Below are 17,430 nucleotides of genomic sequence, written 5' to 3'. Positions count from 1 at the left end.
AAAACACTCCAGCGCGGCCGCGATGGCTCGCAGCACTTAATAGCGGTAGGTGAAATACAGTTCCAGCGCACTGAACGTCTGGTCATCGCCAAACACCTGTTTGGCGGCGGCCAGTGGCTTGACCCAGTTGTACGACAGCGACGTATAGAACGACGGTGTGGGTGTCCAGTCGAGGAAAACCACACTTTCGTCGGCAAAGCGCCGATCGCTGACCGGTGCGCCCAGGTAGTTTTTCTCGTCCAACCAGAACTGGTAGTGAATCGCGCCGAGGGTCAGGGTTTCGTTGAGGTGGGTCTTGAGGGAGAACTGCTGGACATTTTCGTTGCTGTTGAACAACAGGTAGTTGCCGACCACGTCCCCGACCAGCCACGTGCTCCAGTCGACAAAGCCTTTGCTCAGTGGGTCCCAGGCTTTTTGGCGGTTGTCGGTGAGGTTGTCGTCGCCGGAAAAGCTCGCGTAGCGGTAGCCAAGGACCGGCGTCAGCGGCAAGGTGTTGAAGGCATAGTCGGCCTGGGCATACCAGGCGCTGGCAGCGTAATCGACACCCTCGCCGCTGCCCCGCTCCAGCGCGTACTCAGCATTCAGCGTCAGCGCCTGTACGCCGGGCACCTTGGTGTTGAGCGCCCGCAGGTTGTACACCTGCATCCCGTCCCGGCGGCGCGGGAGCGTGCTGCCTCTGGGGCCAAGGGCATTGACCTTCATGGCCATGGCGCCGAGCGTCACCTGGTCATCGAGGTTGTAATCCACGTTGACGCCGGTCATGCGAAAATCGCCCAAGTCATCATCGGTGCGTAAGGTGAAGGCCTGAGACTTCAGCGCGCCATGATCCCAGGCGAGGATCGCCGAATCCTTGAAGGCGGTTCGCGGGCCGAGCCAGTAAGCACCATCCTTATACTGGTCGAGGTTACCGTCCATGACGATGAACCCCGTACCGACCATGTAGTTCTGGCGGCCGGCGGTGAGCTTCCACTCGCCGGCGCGAAAACCGCCATAGAGTTCTTCGGCGGCGGCCTTGCCATCGGAACTGCGGCTGAAGCCACCTGCATCACCATCGCCGAAGGTGCTCGCCGCCACCAGAGAACCGCCCGCGAGCAGGCTAAAATCCGGTTGCAACGCATACTCGAGTTTGACCCCCGGCTTTACGTAGACCTCTTGCCAGTTGATCCGGGCGCCGCCGTTTTTACCGTTGCGCGCATCGACCCGGCCGCTGCCGAAGTTGACCCCACGGGTAAACAACGTTGCCCCGCCTGCGGTGAGATTGACTTCGCCCTTGAGATCGCCGTCCTCAAAGGTGTAGCCCGCGAATGCGACGTGGGTGGTCAAGGGTAAGCCGACCGCCAACAGCGCTCGAGAGAAACGCTTGCTGAATACCATTAGAAGCTCCTGTGGAATTATTGTTGTTACAGGGCAGTCAATGGCGACGCAGGGCGCCGCCAACACCTGGGCAAGCCAGGTGAATAGAACGCAAAAAATCTTATTGTTTGGCGTGGGTCAGTGGCTCAAGTGGGCGGCGATCGCGCGCAGCATGCGTACGCTGTCGGTGTCGAACGGGCTGACCGCATCGGTGAGCGAAGACTGCTTGACGATCACGACGCCGGACGGCTTGTCGATGAACAGGTACTGGCCATGAATCCCCCCGGCCATCAGGGCCTGGCTGTGATCGTTGAACACGTACCACTGGCTTCGATAGGAGGCACCGGGCGTCCAGTGGGAGAACTCGGCATTTTGCGCGTAGATCGCCGGATCCGCGCCGGCGGTGATACGGGCCACCGTCTCGGGCGACAGCAGCTCTACGCCATCGTGGCGACCGTTGTTGGCCAACAGGCGACCGAAACGCGCCATGTCTCTCAAGGTGGCGCTGAAGCCCGCCCCGGCCACATTCCGGCCCCAGGGATCGGCCAGAAAATAGCCGTCGCGGTCGCACCCCAGGCGCCCCCAGACCTCCTCCAGCATCTGACTGCACGCCTTGCCCGAGGCACGTTCCATGACCCACGCCAAGGCTTCGGTGGTGGCCGTCACATAATGGAAAAAGCCCCCGTGGCTGCCGCGCTTCTTGAGAGATGGCAAGTACTGGTACAACGATTCGAACTGCGCGTACTGCGCCGGTGCCGGTTGAAAGCCGCAGGCATAGCCGTACTGCGAGCTTTCTGAATTGGGGTCGTCATACACTTCGCTGTAGTCGATGCCCACCGCCATGTCGAACAATTGGCGCACCGTCGCATCGCCAAACGCGCTGCCCGCCAGTTCAGGCACGTAGTAAGCGGCCGGCCGCTCGGGCTTGAGCACGCCACGCGTCACCAGCTGTTCACCCAAGGTACCGATCAGCGACTTGGTGACCGAGAACATGATGTGCCGGTCACAGGCGCGCTGGCCGTTGAAGTAGCGCTCGAACAACACCGTGTCACCCTGCATCACCAAAAAGGCGTCCGTCTGGCTGGCGACAAGGTGCTCGATCACACGGATGCCCAACCCACTCTCACTGTCGAAACACAACTGATCCAGCGCGCGCGGGGCCTCCTGAAGCTGACCGACAGGCCCTGGCCCCGCCGACACATCAATGCTGGGGCGCAGTCGCGCCAGATGACGGAACCCCCACTGATTGAAGGGCGTGCGCATCCAGTTGTTCCACGTTACGCGGTGTTCCGGCGCGGCGGGAAACCCCTGCATCAGCAGCGGCGCCACGCGAGTGGCCAATGAAGACTCATTGGCCTCGACATAAGAAGTCGCGAGGGAGAATTGGGCTTTATGACTCATCGGGATAACCCTGAAGATGACTCTGCATGAAGCAGATGCAGAGAAATAATTACCCCATACAATATTTTAGTCAATAAAACATTTTACCAGAAAAACAAATATTGCTGCGCGCTTGGATCGGCGCTACACCGTCCTGATAAGCCTCCTGCAACCGGGTCAAATTTTGAAATGCTTGAAAACTGCGTGCACAAGAACGGGCTCGGCGTGTTTTCAGGGAGGTGCGCGGCAAAAGTCATGGAAAGACTTTTCTTTGGACGAAAAAAAATGGACCTCTTTTCAGAGGTCCATTTTTTAATATTTGGAGCGGGAAACGAGACTCGAACTCGCGACCCCGACCTTGGCAAGGTCGTGCTCTACCAACTGAGCTATTCCCGCGTCTTGGTGGTGTGCATTCTATAGAATCCAGAACCCCCGTCAACCCCTTGATTCAAAAAAGTTTTATTTCTTTTCAACGGTGGTGCGCAGGTGAGGCCAGGCAGCGCGCAAATACTGGAGCATCGACCACAACGTCAGGCCTGCGGCAACGAGCAGCAAGGCGTAGCCCATCAGAACCCAGAAGGAGAAGTCCGAGGGGTTGGCCAGCAGAATCACCAGCGCAAGCATCTGCGCAGCCGTTTTCCATTTGCCCATGTTGGAAACGGCCACGTGGGCGCGGGCGCCGATTTCGGCCATCCATTCGCGCAGGGCCGAGACGACGATCTCGCGGCCGATGATCACCGCAGCCGGCAATGTCAGCCACAGGTTGCCGTGTTCCTGCACCAGCAGGACCAGGGCGACGGCCACCATCAGTTTGTCGGCCACCGGGTCCAGGAACGCGCCGAAGGGCGTGCTCTGTTCCAGGCGGCGCGCCAGGTAGCCGTCGAGCCAGTCGGTCGCAGCCGCAAAAGCGAATACCGAACTGGACGCTGCATAGCTCCATTCGTAAGGCAAATAAAACAGCAAAATGAAAATCGGAATGAGCAGGACGCGTAGAACGGTAATCAGATTAGGGATATTCATCGGCACAACTGGCTACGAGGTGAGAAGGCATTCTATTCGCTGTGCAGATTTGCATAAATCAGCTCAGCGAGCTTTTTACTGATACCGGGTGCTTTGGCAATTTCGTCAATGCTGGCACGGGATAGCTCCTGCAAGCCACCAAAATGTTTAAGCAGGTCACGGCGACGGGTCGGACCAACGCCCGCGACCCCTTCCAGGGTTGAGGTTCGACGGGTTTTACCACGGCGGGCACGATGGCCGGTGATGGCAAAACGGTGAGCTTCGTCGCGGATCTGTTGAATCAGGTGCAACGCGGGTGAGTCACCTTTCAAGGTGAACTCATGAGCGGCATCATTCAAGTACAACGTTTCGAAACCGGCCTTACGCGTAGCGCCCTTGGCAACACCCAGCAGAATCAGGTCGGGAACGGCCAGCTCGTTGAGCACGTCACGGGCCATGGACAACTGGCCCTTGCCACCGTCCACCAGCAGGATATCGGGAAGCTTGCCCTCCCCGTCCTTCAACTTGCTGAAGCGCCGCGTGAGGGCCTGGTGCATGGCGGCGTAGTCATCGCCGGCGGTGACACCTTCAATGTTGTAGCGCCGGTAATCGGCCTTGATCGGCCCTTCCGGCCCGAAGACCACGCAGGACGCCACGGTGGCCTCGCCGCTGGAGTGGCTGATGTCGTAGCACTCAAGACGCTGGGGCGGCTCGTCCAGGTTGAGGACTTCGGCCAAGGCGTCAAAACGCGCAGCCACGTGCTGTCGATTCGCCAGGCGCGCGCTCAAGGCCTGTTCGGCGTTGGTCACCGCCAGTTGCTGCCAGCGCGCGCGCGTGCCGCGTACGCGGTGGCTGATGTCCAGCTCGCGGCCGCGCAGCGCGTGGATCGCTTCAATCAGCGCGGGGAAGTCTTCATGCACCACGTTAACGATCAGTTCGGACGGCAAGTCGCGTTCGGGGCTGCTGACGTAGTATTGGCCAAGGAACGCAGCCATGACTTCAGCGACTTCCTCGTCGATACCGGTCTGCGGGAAGAAATTCTTGCTGCCCAGCACTCGCCCGCCACGCACACTGATCAGGTGCACACAGGCGCCGCCCGGGTTAACAAAAGCGGCGATCACATCGACGTCCCCCGTACCGCCCTCCATGCTTTGCTGGTCCTGTACACGCCGCAGCAAGGAAATCTGGTCACGCAACTCAGCGGCGCGCTCGAAATCCAGGGTGCTGGCGGCCTGTTCCATGGCGCTGGAGAGCTCATCGGTCAGCGCATTGCTGCGCCCTTCGAGGAACATCACCGAATGGCGTACATCCTCGGCGTACTCCGCCGGGTCAACCAGCCCGACACAAGGCGCCTTGCAGCGTTTGATCTGGTATTGCAGGCAAGGTCGCGTGCGGTTTTTGTAGAAGCTGTCTTCGCACTGACGCACGAAAAAGGTCTTTTGCAGCAGGCTCAAACTTTCTCGGATTGCGCCGGCGCTCGGGTATGGGCCGAAATACTTGCCCTTCTGCTTCTTTGCGCCCCGGTGAATACTCAGGCGCGGGAAGTTGCCGTCGGATAAATACACGTAGGGGTAGGATTTATCGTCACGCAGCAGAATATTGTAGGGCGGCCGCCACTCCTTGATCAGCGTCTGTTCAAGCAGCAGCGCCTCGGTTTCATTGGCGGTGATGGTGGTTTCGACCTGAGCGATACGCGCCACCAGGGCGGCGGTTTTCGGTGCAAGACCGGTCTTGCGAAAGTAGCTCGCCAGACGGCTTTTCAGGTTTTTGGCTTTGCCCACATAAAGCAGGCGTGCCTCGCTGTCGAACATGCGGTACACGCCGGGGCGGCCACTGCAGGTTGAAAGAAAGGCACTCGGATCAAACGGTGTGGTCATGTCAGGCGCTGGCGTCCACCATGCCGTGACGCACTGCGAGCAGGGTCAATTCAACATCACTGCTGATGGCGAGCTTCTCGAAAATGCGATAGCGGTAGGTGTTCACGGTTTTAGGCGACAGGCACAGCTTGTCAGAGATCGACTGCACTTTCTGGCAACCGACGATCATCAAGGCGATCTGGATCTCGCGCTCCGACAACGCATCAAACGGCGAGTCGCTGGTCGGCTGGAAGGACTTGATCGCCAACTGCTGGGCAATCTGTGGGCTGATATACCGCTGGCCAGCAAATACCAGGCGGATGGCTTGCACCATCTCCGCCAGGCCTGCGCCCTTGGTCAAGTAACCGGCCGCTCCTGCCTGCAGAAGGCGGGTAGGAAACGGGTCTTCCTCGCACACGGTAACCACCACGACTTTGATGTCCGGATGGCTGCGTAACAATTTGGTAGTTGCGCCAAGACCGCCGATCCCAGGCATCTTGACGTCCATCAAAACCACATCGGGTTTCAACTCCCGGGCCTTGATCAGGGATTCCTCCCCCGACTCGGCCTGACCGACTACTTGCAGGCCATCGATGTCAGCCAGCATTCGTGTAATGCCTGTACGAACGAGATCATGGTCATCGACTACTAGCACCCTAATCAAGCAGACACCTCGCGATATGGTCTTATAGGTTGCTGAACACCTTAGCAAAAAACCAAGGCGCAGACCTAGCCGCAAGCGTCATATATATTGAGTTTGCGCAGGATAGAGGCTTCTACCGAGCGACACGCCGCAGATTATGCTGAGCAAAAGGTCAGGTTTGCTCAAACATCGGCTTGAGTTTTCCGTTCTTTGCCGCTGAATGTTCCGCCAACGTGGTGGTCAATCGACGGATAGCATCCTGATCCTCCTTGAACATGGCTCGGTAGTTTTCAAGGATCTTTTCTTCAAGCTGACTAAGGTTTTCCAATTGGATGGGCGTCGGACTCCCCGTCAGCACATATAAAAGATCCACCCCACGCTCGGCCACGCGTGACAAATAGTCAGCCTTGGGCGCGCGGCCACCGCTCTCGTACTTGCCTTGGGCGTTAGCTTCAACGCCGCCTATTTCACCAAAAATCTTCTGTGACAGGCCAAGACGTTCTCTCTCCTGCCTTAAGCGCGAACCGATTCCACTCATTTGGATGTATGATCCTTTATGGCACACCCCTAGAGGTGACACACTCATCTCGTTTTACACAAACTTGAACGGTTTTGAACTATGCCCGGTATTCGCACTGCTGCACAAGCCAAGGCTTGGTTGGAACATCAAGGAAAGTCAGTTCAAGCGTTCGCTCGTGAGCACGGCGTCGATCCAGCCACGACGTATCAAGTGCTCGCTGGGCGTAAAAAGGGACGGCGTGGGGAAGCCCATAAGGTGGCGGTCCTGCTGGGCATGAAAGAAGGGATTATCGTGGACGAACCTGTTGCTCCACACAGCGAGACACAAGCTCTTTCCTGATAGCAGTATGCGCTTATTCGTACAGCGTACCTGTTTTAGTCAGCTTGGATTACGTGGCACTCGCGCTCCATGCACCAGAAGCAATCTTCTTCCCCGACGATACTCAACCCCTGGCGCTGATACAGCCTTCTCGCCGGGTTGGTCTTGAACACGGTCAAGCGTAAAAGACCCAACCCCTGCGCACGCGCCTTGAGCACCATTTGCTCCAACACCCAGCTGCCTGCGCCTTGCTGGCGGCAGCGCTCGAGCATGTGCAATTCGCGGATATACAGCGCCCTGTGATCGCGATTGACGCTGATAAACCCCATCACGCTGTCATCATTGCAGATCAGCCAGTTTTCACGCGCTGCCCAGGCAACGTCAAAGCCGCTGTCAGACCACAGCAACCCGTACTGCTGGTAGTAGCGGTTCATGGCGTCATGGGTCAGCGTTCGCGCAAACGGCAGGTCGTGGCGGGTGGCAGCGCGCAGGTGAAAGGCCATTTAAAGCGCTTCCACATGCCCGGCCCAGTGCTCGCCATCGCGGCGGGCAATCACCAGCGCGTCGCCCATACCCGGCGCGGCAGCAAGCAGGCTGCCGTCGGCTGACCAGATGGCGCTGCGACCCGCGCAAGCCCAGCCACCGGATGGGCCACCGTGATTGGCCATCAGCACCAGCATCCGATGCTCGGCGGCGTAACCCTGCAAAAGCGCACTGTCCGTCGCGTAGCCGCCTTCACTGATCAGCACACCGGCGGCGTACACATTGGCGCCGGCTTCAGCCGCCTGACGCGGATGGCTGGCGTGGGAAAAGTCCGCACACACTGCCAGCGCAATGCGCTCATCCCCCCACTCGAGGGCTGCACCGCCCTGCCCCGCGACAAACGCCACCTCTTCGCCAGGATGCAAATGCTGTTTGGTGTAGACCGCCCGCGAACCATCCGCGCCCAACACCAGTGCGCCGATCAGCACGCCTGCCCCGGGTGCCACGCGTATCGGCATCCCCACCACCGCCGTCAACCGCAACGCCTGCGCCCTCTCACGCAGCGGCTCAAGCAGCGCATCCTCGGGGGCAATCGCCAAACCGGCCGCCAGCGCCGGCTCGTAGCCGGTCAACGACAACTCTGGAAACACCAATAACTGCACGCCTCGCGCCGCCGCCGTTTGCATAAACGCCAGGTGCCGACGGATATTGGCCGGCACATCACCCGCGATGGAGGTGGTTTGCGCAGCAGCAAGGGTGAAGGCAGTCATGGTCGCGTCCCAGCAATAGATATCAAAGTGTAAGCAGCATATCGGCACTCACCCATAGCCGTAAGTCCCTCACGCGATAGAAATTACTGATTGAATCCTGCCATGCGCCTCTAGTAAGCTCGCCCCATCATTTGGAGAAACACCATGTTGCAACTCACCCACTCTCAGGTTTGCCCTGCTGCCAGCGCCCAGCGCTCGGTATCGGCTACCCGTGGGAACGGTTTGAGCGCACTGGTCAGCTTTTATTTTGGGTATTGGTTTAGCCACTGGCGCGCCTGATACCTGAAATCGGCGCCCACTACTCAAGGGGTCGCCTACCAGAGAAATCTAACCCCCGGTCGGCTCCCCGACCGGGGGTTTTGTTTTTTCAGCCCTTAATTATTTTGCGTCACACCGAACACTAAAAGGACTCACGACATGAACTACGCCACTTATTACCGCTACGACACTTCCACTGCATGGCGATTTAGCAAGCTCCGTTCGGGACAGCCTGCCGCCTCCGATCGGTCACCTATTGGTGGCAAGCCAACACACGCAGCCAATACGGCCAATTGTCGAACACCCCAGTAGGGCAGAGCGTGCGGGAACAGCCCGCCGCTTGCCCAGGAAGCCTTGAATATGAACTCCTCCATCGCCGCTCTGCCCGTCTCTGCCCTGACCAGCGCCAATGAAGCCCTGACCCAGCGCCTGCCCAGCGCGCTTGAGCTCAAGCATCAGTTGCCTCTGAGCCCGTTCCTCAATGAACAGATCCATGCCCATCGCCAAGCCGTGCGCGCCATTCTTGATGGCGAAGATTCACGCTTGCTGGTGATTGTCGGCCCGTGTTCAATCCACGACCCCGAATCGGCCATGGAATACGCGCGCAACCTGAAGAAGCTGGCACTTGAAGTCAGCGACCAGATGCTGCTGGTGATCCGTGCATACGTCGAAAAACCGCGCACCACCATCGGTTGGAAAGGCTTGGCCTACGACCCGCACCTGGATGGCAGCGACGACATGGCCGCCGGCCTCACGCTGTCGCGCCAACTGATGCGCGAAATGCTGCGCCTGGGCTTGCCGGTCGCCACCGAACTGCTGCAACCGATGGCCGCCGGCTACTTCGATGACCTGCTGAGTTGGGTCGCCATCGGCGCACGCACCACGGAATCACAGATCCACCGCGAAATGGCCAGCGGCCTGGGCATGCCGGTCGGTTTCAAGAACGGCACCGACGGCGGGGTTGCGATTGCCTGCGATGCAATGCGCTCGGCGTCGCACCCGCACCGCCACTTCGGCGTCGACAGCCAGGGCCACCCGGCGATCATCCAGACCCCGGGCAACCCCGACACCCATCTGGTACTGCGCGGCGGTCACCGTGGACCGAACTACGATGCGCACAGCGTGGCGCAGGTGAAGCACGACTTGGCCAAGGCCAAGGTCGCGGCGCGGATCATGGTCGATTGCAGCCACGCCAACAGTGGCAAAGACCCACTGCGTCAACCGGCGGTGTTCAACGACGTGCTGGAACAGCGCCTGCAGGGTGACACCTCGCTGATCGGCATGATGCTCGAAAGTCACTTGTTCGAAGGTTGCCAGCCGTTGAGTGCATCGATGAAATACGGCGTGTCGGTGACTGATGGTTGCCTGGGCTGGAACAGTACCGAGCAGTTGTTGCGCGGTGCGGTCGAGCGCCTTCGCGCACACAGCAACGCCGACTGACCGATGGGCAGCAAACGGAGGGCGCTGGCGTGCCTGCTCCCTCCGTTGCACCGTGAATGGCTCAACTGAGTGGGTACAGCGCCTCATCAAACTGGGCCAATGTCGGAAACACCAAGGGCTGCTCATCCAACAGCCCTTGCAGCCGCTGCTCATACCCCAGCAGAAAATCCCGCCGCGCCTCGTCACTGATATACGGCACATGCCACGCCACAAACGGCGCCAGCACCGTGTACCCGACATACGCCAACGTACCGCGCAGGATCGGGCGTAACATAGCCTCCAGCGGCCCGTGAATCGCACCCTCACCGAACATATGCTCGCGCCCGCCCAAGGTCACCGTGACCAGCGCACGCTTGCCCGCCAACCCGCCCTGATCATAGAACCGCTTACCGCCATAACACACACCGGACACCAGCACGCGGTCGACCCAGCCCTTGAGCATTGCAGGCATAGAGAACCAGAAGATCGGAAAATTAAGGATCAGCAGATCGGCCCACAGCACCTTGTCCAACTCGCTCTGGATATCCGCCGCGATCGACTGTTTTTTTACCCCCAGACGTTGCTCCAGGGCATACACCAGATACTCGGGATGCTCGCGCGTTGAAAAGTCAGCTGCCGACGCCACCGGGTTCCACTGCATGGCATACAAGTCGCTGACCTGCACCTCATGCCCCAGGCCTTGCAGCGTGCTCACGCCCTGGTCGCGCAACGCCGCGGTAAAGGACTGTGGCTCAGGATGGGCGTGAACAATCAAAACCTTCATGTGAACTCCTAAACGATGTGCGTCGCCCGTTGGGCCAGCAAATGATCACGCCAGTCCGGGGCCATGTCCGATTCCGATGAAAAGGGTTATTGTCACCCAGGGTCCGCCGCCCGAGCAGGTCAACAGGCACAGGCATGTCTCAGCTCGATCAAGGTCACGCCCTTGCGTTTGAAGCCGTTGCGCAAGTCCGTTTGCAATTCATCCAGGCTCCTGGGTTGGTACACGGCACAACCGAACGCCTGGGCAAACAGTACAAAATCCGGGTTGCGCGGCAGCACGCCGATAGGTTCGATAGCCAGGCTCAGCATGTCGTCGCGGATCTGGCCGAGGGCGTCGTTATTCCACAGCAGCACCACCAACGGGCTGTCCAGTTCCTCCACGGCGGTCGCCAGTTCCTGTGCGGTGTAGAGGAAACCGCCGTCCCCCACCAGCACCAGGCCCGGGCGCTGCGGCGCGCCAAACTTGGCGCCGATGCCGGCGGGCAAGCCATAGCCCAAGGTACCGTAGCCGGTCGGGTGCAACCAGCTGCGCGGGGCGCGGCTCGGGTAGGCGTAGTTGCCGGTGTAGGCCAGTTGGGTCATGTCACTGCTGATGAACGCGTTGGCAGGCAGTTCGGCCTCGATGCGCTCGAAAATGGCTTGATGAATGGCCTGTAGCGGCCCGTGCCCAAGCGCTACCGCGTGGCGCAAGGTCGCGACCTTTTTGACCGACGCGTCAGCATCGCGCGGTGCAGGCGGTAAACCGGCGAGCAAGGCCAGCACTGTCTGGTGGGCATCACCGTGCAACGCCAGTGCGCAGGGGTAGAAATCATTGAATTTGCGCGGGTCGATATCCACCCGTAACAGCTCACCCTTGATTGGCAAACGCTCGCGCCAATAATCGGTGTCAGCCATTTCCGTGCCGACCGCCAACACCACATCGGCCTCGCTGATCAGTTGCCAGCCCGGTTCCACACACAGGGTGGCCCCGGCATTCAGCGGGTCGTTGATCGGCAGCAGCCCCTTCCCGGCAACACTGCTGAAAAACGGCGCCGCCAGAAGCGTACTCAAGCGCTGCAACGCCTCGCCTGCGGCCAACGCACCGCCGCCGGCAATGATCATCGGCCGCTTGGCTGCCGCGAGCGTGGCCACTGCCTGCTCCAGCACGTCGGCCGATGGCACGCCACGCCCTGGACGGCGGACCACGTGATTGCTCCAGTCCCATCTGACCGGTGCCGCCAACACATCCAACGGCACCGAAATATGCACCGGCCGTGGCCGCTCGCTGTCGAACACTGCGTAGGCACGGGCGATCAACTCAGGCAGATCCTCGGCACTCAATGCCACCGCCGAAAACGCGGTGATGGGAGCGGTGATCGCTCGCTGATCCTGGGTCTCGTGCAAGCTGCCCCAGCCTTTGCCGAGGCTCGCGGTGGCGTTGACGCTGGAGATCACCAGCATCGCAATGGAATCGGCATAGGCCTGGCCGATGGCGGTGGCGGCATTGGTAACGCCGGGCCCGGTGATGACAAAACACACGCCCGGCTTGCCGCTGACGCGCGCATAGCCGTCGGCCATGAACCCGGCGCCCTGCTCGTGGCGCGTGAGCACGTGGCGAATGCCACTGCCGGGCAGGCCGCGATACAGCTCCAAGGTGTGCACACCGGGAATGCCGAACACCGTGTCGACGCCATAGTTGGCCAACAACCGCACCAGAGCCTGGCCGCCGGTCAGCGTTTTATCGTGCATAGCCATCTCCTAGGCGAATCAATGCGTCGACCGCCGTGGCGCCCCGGGCATTGACCAGCAATGGGTTCACATCGAGTTCCAGCAACTGTTCGGCGTTGGCACAGGCGTAGTCGGCCACGGCGCGAATGGCCGCGACCAACGCACCCATATCCGCCACTTCCCGCCCGCGAAAACCGTGCAGCAACGTGGCGCTGCGCAGGCTGAGCAACGCGTGGCGAATCGCATCGTCAGTGGTGGGCAGCAACAGGCTGCGGCTGTCCTTGAGCAGTTCCACCAGGATGCCACCGGCGCCAATCACCAGGGCCAGGCCGAAGTCGTTTTCACGTTTGATGCCCACGATCAACTCAGCCAAGGGCTGGGCGGCCATGGGCTCCAGTAGCAGTCGATCGAAGGCGACGCCGGGTGCATACGCGGCGATTTGCGCGCTCATCTGCGCGATGGCAGCCTTTAAAGCGGCGGCGTCTGGCAGGTTGAGCGCCACCGCCCCGGCTTCGGTTTTATGCGGTAACTCGGCGCTGACCGCCTTAAGTACCAACGGGTAGCCCAACAGGTGTGCATCAGCCATCGCGCGTTCCGGCGTACTCAACACACCCAGTGGAGTGGGTAAGCCAAATGCGCGCAACGCCTGTTTGGACGCCCACTCATCCAGGGTCACACCACGGCCGGCCAGAGCCCGAGGGCACAGTGGTTCGAGGATCGATTCGCCCCGCTCAAGCAAGACGCGCCGATGGTGTTGGTAGTCGGCAATCCGCGCCCACGCCGCGAGCGCGTCTTCCACGCCCTGCAAGGCTGGAATGCCGTGGGCATGCAGGCGTTCACGGGCATGGACCGGCAACAGCTCGGGAAAAGCCGAGGTGACGAAACCGCGCTTGCCATGGCGGCTGAGCGCCGCGCAAAACAGCTCCAGCAGCAGGTCGCATTCCTGGCGCTCGCCGGTCAAGGCTGCCGGGTAATCCAGCACCAGCATGGCGGCATCAGTGTCGGTGCGCAGGGCCGTATCAAGCATGCGCTGCAGCGCTTCACGGTCGCCCCAGATGGCGGTGGTGAAATCCAATGGGTTGACCAGGTTCGCGTAACTGGGCAGCACCTGCGCCAGTTCAGCGCGCTGGCCTGCGTCGAGTTTCGGCAGGGCCAGATGGTTGCGCTCGGCGTAATCGGCAATCAGCCCAGCGTCACCACCGGAACAAGCCAGCGCGATCAGGCGCTTGCCTGACGGCAGGTTGCCGCACGCTGCGGCCTTCAAGGTTTCGACAAAACTCACCGGCCCGCTCACGCGGATCACGCCCAGACGGGCAAACAAACTGTCGTACAGCGCATCGGAGCCGGACAGTGAACTGGTGTGACTTAACGCCAGCTCGGCGCCGATCTGCGAGACGCCGGTTTTCAGCGCGATGATCGGAATGCCTTGTTCCAGGGCTTTGTGCGCCGCGCGGGCAAACCCTGGCACATTCTTCAGGCCTTCCAGGTGCAGGCCGATCGCGGTAACGCGCGGTTCGTCGAGCAATACGTCCATCAATTCGGCCACGCCCAGTTGTGCCTGGTTGCCCACTGAAGCCATGTAGGCAACCGGCAACGAGCGGTCGCTCATCGACAGGTTGTAGGCGAAGTTGCCGCTCTGGGTCAGTATCGCGACGCCCTTCTCTACCGGCTTGCCGCCATGGGCCACCGGCCACAACGCCGAGCTGTGCAGGTAGTCCAACAGGCCGTAGCAGTTGGGGCCGAGCAAGGCCATGTCGCCTGCCGCGTTGAGCAACTGCTGTTGCAGAGCTGCACCGTCGGCGCCGGTTTCGGCAAAGCCTGAGGCGTAGCAAATCGCGCCGCCTGTGCCGATGGCGGCGAGCTCGGCGATGCAGGTCAATGTCAGCTCACGGTTAGTGGCGACAAACACCGCATCCGGGCCGCACGGCAAATCCGCCACGCGGCGCACACAAGGGATGCCGTCAAGGTGGTCATGGTGCGGGTTAACCAGCCACATTTGCCCGGTGAAACCGCCGTCGGCGCAACGCTTTAAGGCGCGAGCCATGCTGCGCCCGCCAACAAATGCCAGGTGCCGGGGCGCCAGCAGGCGCTTGAGGTTGTCGCCCATAGTCTGGGACATAAGCGTTCTCCGCGCCGATCAGCGCAACAGCGGCCGCAACAGTTCGCGCGCAATGATATGGCGCTGGATTTCCGAAGTGCCTTCCCAGATCCGTTCGATCCGTGCGTTGCGCCAGATGCGCTCCACCGGTCCTTCATCCATCAAGCCCATGCCGCCAAAAATCTGCACGGCTTCGTCGGCGACCTTGCCCAGGGTTTCGCTGGCAAACAATTTGGCCATGCCAGCCTCGCCGTCAGTCATGCTGCCCTGGTCCATCTTCCAGGCCGTGTGCAGGGTCAACAATTCCGCAGCGCGAATCTGCGTGGCCATGTCCGCCAGCTTGAAACTCACGCCTTGATAGGTGCCGATGGGCTGGCCGAACTGCTTGCGATCCGCCGCCCATTGCAGCGACACGTCCAGCGCCCGCTGAGCCTGGCCGACGCAATTGGCGGCGACCATCACGCGGCCGGCGGTGAGCCAGGCATTGGCGACATCCCAGCCCTTGCCCACGTCGCCGAGCACCTTGGACGCCGGTACGCGGCAGTCGTCGAAGAACATCTCATAGGTGTGATAGCCGCGGTTGCTCACGCACTTGGGGCCTCGGCGGATGGTCATGCCCGGGGTGCCTCGGTCGACCAGAAACGAGGTCACCTCGTTGCGTGGGCGGCCGTGGTATTCATAGGTGTCGGTCACGGCAAACACGATGGCGAAATCGGCGTGCCCGGCATGGCTGATAAAGTGCTTGCTGCCGTTGATCACAAAGTCGTCGCCGCTGCGCACGGCGCGGGTCTTGATCGCGTTGGCGTCAGAACCGGCACCCGGTTCGGTCAGCGCGAAGCAGTCGATCTTCTGGCCCTGCACGCAGGGCAACAAGTAGTCCTCAACCTGCGTGCCGGTGCAGGCCATCAGGATCTTGGACGGGCGCGCGACAAACACATGCAGCGCCCACGAGACCTTGGACAACTCTCGCTCGATCAGTGCCTGGGACAGGTAATCGAGGCCGCCGCCACCGACCGCTTCGGGCATGTTGAACGCATAGAAACCGGCAGCGATGGCCTTGTCACGAATCTGCGCGGCAAGCGCCGGCGAGACCTCATCGGCACGGTCCACCGCCACCTCATGAGGCAGCAACTCCTTGGTCACAAAACTGCGTACCGCATCCACCAACATGTCTTGTTCTTGGCTGAGTTGGAAATTCATCGCGCTACCTGCTCGGAGGTGTTGGGGTTATTGGCCGCAGAAATGTGCCGGGCGCTTTTCCATGGCCGCGCGCAAGGCTTCGCCACCGTCGACACTGCGCCCGCACAACAGGCCGGCAGCCAGTTCGGCCTGCAGTTGCTCGGGCAGGCTGCGACCTTCGCCTTCGCGGATCAGGGTCTTGGTCTGGGCGAAGGCGAAGGTCGGGCCGTTGGCCAGGCGCGTCGCCAACTCAGTGGTGTGCGCGTGGAGTTGATCGTCGGCGACCACCTCGCCGACGAGGCCGGCAGCCAGGGCACGGTCGGCGCTCCACAGTTCATCGAGGAACAGCAGGCGCTTGGCCTGTTCGCTGCCGATCAGGCGCGGCAAGTGCCAACTGGCACCGGCATCCGGCGAGTAAGCCATGCGGGTGTAGCCGGCCTTGAAGCGCGCCGACTGCGCGGCGATGCGCAGGTCACAACACAAGGTGAGGTCCATGCCGGCGCCGACGGCGGTGCCGTTGATCGCAGCAAGGGTGGGTTTGTCGAGGGTGTGCAGGCGGGTCATCAGGGCGTGGGCGGTTTCGGTCCAGCCGTAGGTTTCCAGGGCGCCACGCGCTTGGGCTTCAGCCCATTCCGCCAGGTCGGCGCCGGCGCAGAAGCTGCGCCCGTTGCCGGTCAACACCACCGCACGCACAGCGGTGTCGGTATTGAGCGTATCGAGCAAGGCATGCAGGTGCTTGAGGGTCGGAATGTCCAGTGCATTGTGCTGGGCCACCCGGTTGAGAGTGATCCAGGCAACGCCTGCTTGCACATGGCTGAGCACGGGCGAATCGGTCGTCATGGCTTCCTCGAATTATTTTAATTGGCTTGAGGGGTGCGACATGGCGAGATACTAAACGAGTGTTCAGCAAGGAGGCAATCGGCAAACTGCAAATATTTTCAAACGGGAAATACCGGCCTGGACCTTGCGTCCAGGCGGCGAGAAAAGCTCAGGCTTTGAGTGGGTAACGCAGGCGACCGCCGCCCTGCAAGCCATCGACCCAGGCTTCGCAGATCTGGATGCCCTGCTCCGGCGTAAAGGTGCCTGGGTTGAGCCCCGACTCCAACCACAACCCATCGAGCAAGGCGCTCAAGCCGATGGCGGCCAGGTCGGCGTCGAACTGCTCCCATCGCTCCTCCCTGGCCATGTCCGTCAGGGCCGAGCGCATGATGGTGCGGTACTCGCCATAGGAGTGTTCGTGGGCCAGGTTGATGGCAGGCGCGGTCTTCACCGCGCCCCAGAATACCAGCCAGGCATCCAGCAGTTGCGGGTCGAGCAGCTGCGGAGAAAACGAGCCACGAAACAACGCCGACAAGCGTTCCCGAGGTTGCGGGGGTGCCTTGGCCATGGTCTCGCGCAACAGGCTCATGACTTGGGCGGTGATCGTGCGATAGGCCTCGGCCACCAGTTCATCCTTGCCCGAATAGTGGTGGCTGATCAGCCCCACCGACACCCCGGCCTCGGCACTGATCTTGCGAATCGAGGCGCCCTGGAAACCGTCGCGCTTGAGGCACGTGAGCGTCGCCTGGACCAGATTGGCCTTGCGCAATTCCGGCTCCATTCGGGAGAAACGGGATTCCTGGGTCATAGGGCGATTTCCTGCGGTTGAGTCGGCTGCACGACTC

The 17,430-nt window shown here is 61.1% G+C and carries 16 protein-coding genes and 1 tRNA gene; 2 read left to right on the top strand and 15 right to left on the bottom strand.

The annotated features are described in order from the left end of the window. Window positions 1-36 precede the first annotated feature (36 nt). The 7 genes from CPH89_RS21575 to CPH89_RS21545 form a co-directional block, all read right to left on the bottom strand. Window positions 37-1,374, bottom strand: a complete 1,338-nt coding sequence (locus CPH89_RS21575) for an alginate export family protein (RefSeq protein ID WP_053255499.1) — start codon at window positions 1,372-1,374, stop codon at window positions 37-39. A gap of 117 nt (window positions 1,375-1,491) precedes the next feature. Next, entirely contained in the window at window positions 1,492-2,754 is a 1,263-nt protein-coding gene (locus tag CPH89_RS21570; RefSeq protein WP_053255498.1) for a serine hydrolase domain-containing protein, read from the bottom strand. Window positions 2,755-3,053: 299 nt separating this feature from the next. Next, window positions 3,054-3,129 (bottom strand) — tRNA-Gly (locus CPH89_RS21565). 63 nt (window positions 3,130-3,192) lie between these two features. After that, window positions 3,193-3,753, bottom strand: a complete 561-nt coding sequence (gene pgsA, locus CPH89_RS21560) for a CDP-diacylglycerol--glycerol-3-phosphate 3-phosphatidyltransferase (protein WP_053255497.1) — start codon at window positions 3,751-3,753, stop codon at window positions 3,193-3,195. Window positions 3,754-3,785: 32 nt separating this feature from the next. Beyond that, window positions 3,786-5,609 (bottom strand): excinuclease ABC subunit UvrC, encoded by a 1,824-nt coding sequence (gene uvrC / locus CPH89_RS21555; RefSeq protein ID WP_053255496.1) that lies wholly within the window; start codon window positions 5,607-5,609, stop codon window positions 3,786-3,788. Between the two features lies 1 nt (window position 5,610). Further along, the gene (gene gacA / locus CPH89_RS21550) at window positions 5,611-6,252 is read right to left on the bottom strand and encodes a response regulator transcription factor GacA (RefSeq protein ID WP_017530522.1); all 642 of its coding nucleotides are present in this window, start codon (window positions 6,250-6,252) and stop codon (window positions 5,611-5,613) included. A 151-nt stretch (window positions 6,253-6,403) separates the two neighbouring features. Next, the gene (locus CPH89_RS21545) at window positions 6,404-6,769 is read right to left on the bottom strand and encodes a helix-turn-helix domain-containing protein (protein WP_053255495.1); all 366 of its coding nucleotides are present in this window, start codon (window positions 6,767-6,769) and stop codon (window positions 6,404-6,406) included. Window positions 6,770-6,850: 81 nt separating this feature from the next. On the opposite strand from CPH89_RS21545, the gene CPH89_RS21540 reads away from it, so the two are divergent. Then, complete coding sequence (locus CPH89_RS21540) at window positions 6,851-7,090, top strand: DNA-binding protein (protein ID WP_053255494.1); 240 nt, start codon at window positions 6,851-6,853, stop codon at window positions 7,088-7,090. A 35-nt stretch (window positions 7,091-7,125) separates the two neighbouring features. Here CPH89_RS21540 and CPH89_RS21535 read toward each other — a convergent pair whose 3' ends face one another. Together CPH89_RS21535 and CPH89_RS21530 are read right to left on the bottom strand one after the other, a co-directional pair. Then, window positions 7,126-7,572, bottom strand: coding sequence for a GNAT family N-acetyltransferase (locus CPH89_RS21535; protein ID WP_053255493.1), 447 nt, complete (start codon window positions 7,570-7,572; stop codon window positions 7,126-7,128). After that, the gene (locus CPH89_RS21530) at window positions 7,573-8,322 is read right to left on the bottom strand and encodes a carbon-nitrogen hydrolase family protein (RefSeq protein ID WP_053255492.1); all 750 of its coding nucleotides are present in this window, start codon (window positions 8,320-8,322) and stop codon (window positions 7,573-7,575) included. Window positions 8,323-8,940: 618 nt separating this feature from the next. Here CPH89_RS21530 and CPH89_RS21525 point away from each other — a divergent pair. Continuing rightward, window positions 8,941-10,020 carry a 3-deoxy-7-phosphoheptulonate synthase gene (locus CPH89_RS21525; protein ID WP_053255491.1) on the top strand — a complete coding sequence of 360 codons (1,080 nt, stop codon included), beginning with the start codon at window positions 8,941-8,943 and terminating at the stop codon, window positions 10,018-10,020. A 61-nt stretch (window positions 10,021-10,081) separates the two neighbouring features. Here CPH89_RS21525 and CPH89_RS21520 read toward each other — a convergent pair whose 3' ends face one another. The 6 genes from CPH89_RS21520 to CPH89_RS21495 all read right to left on the bottom strand — a co-directional run bounded on the left by CPH89_RS21520 (window position 10,082) and on the right by CPH89_RS21495 (window position 17,393). Continuing rightward, window positions 10,082-10,783 (bottom strand): NAD(P)H-dependent oxidoreductase, encoded by a 702-nt coding sequence (locus tag CPH89_RS21520; protein ID WP_053255490.1) that lies wholly within the window; start codon window positions 10,781-10,783, stop codon window positions 10,082-10,084. A 119-nt stretch (window positions 10,784-10,902) separates the two neighbouring features. Further along, a complete protein-coding gene (locus tag CPH89_RS21515; protein WP_053255489.1) occupies window positions 10,903-12,510 on the bottom strand; it encodes a 5-guanidino-2-oxopentanoate decarboxylase in 1,608 nt (535 codons plus the stop codon). Continuing rightward, window positions 12,500-14,608 (bottom strand): acetate--CoA ligase family protein, encoded by a 2,109-nt coding sequence (locus CPH89_RS21510; protein WP_053255488.1) that lies wholly within the window; start codon window positions 14,606-14,608, stop codon window positions 12,500-12,502. The genes CPH89_RS21515 and CPH89_RS21510 overlap by 11 nt, the downstream gene beginning before the upstream one ends. An 18-nt stretch (window positions 14,609-14,626) precedes the next feature. Then, complete coding sequence (locus tag CPH89_RS21505) at window positions 14,627-15,787, bottom strand: acyl-CoA dehydrogenase family protein (RefSeq protein WP_053255487.1); 1,161 nt, start codon at window positions 15,785-15,787, stop codon at window positions 14,627-14,629. A gap of 27 nt (window positions 15,788-15,814) precedes the next feature. Beyond that, window positions 15,815-16,606: an enoyl-CoA hydratase/isomerase family protein gene (locus CPH89_RS21500; protein WP_053255486.1), complete on the bottom strand. Its 792-nt coding sequence runs from the start codon at window positions 16,604-16,606 to the stop codon at window positions 15,815-15,817. Window positions 16,607-16,754: 148 nt separating this feature from the next. Next, window positions 16,755-17,393, bottom strand: coding sequence for a TetR family transcriptional regulator C-terminal domain-containing protein (locus CPH89_RS21495; RefSeq protein ID WP_053255485.1), 639 nt, complete (start codon window positions 17,391-17,393; stop codon window positions 16,755-16,757). Window positions 17,394-17,430 lie beyond the last annotated feature (37 nt).

This window comes from Pseudomonas fluorescens (assembly GCF_900215245.1).
GTDB classification, from domain to species: domain Bacteria; phylum Pseudomonadota; class Gammaproteobacteria; order Pseudomonadales; family Pseudomonadaceae; genus Aquipseudomonas; species Aquipseudomonas fluorescens.
This window is presented reverse-complemented; position numbering and strand designations above follow the sequence as displayed.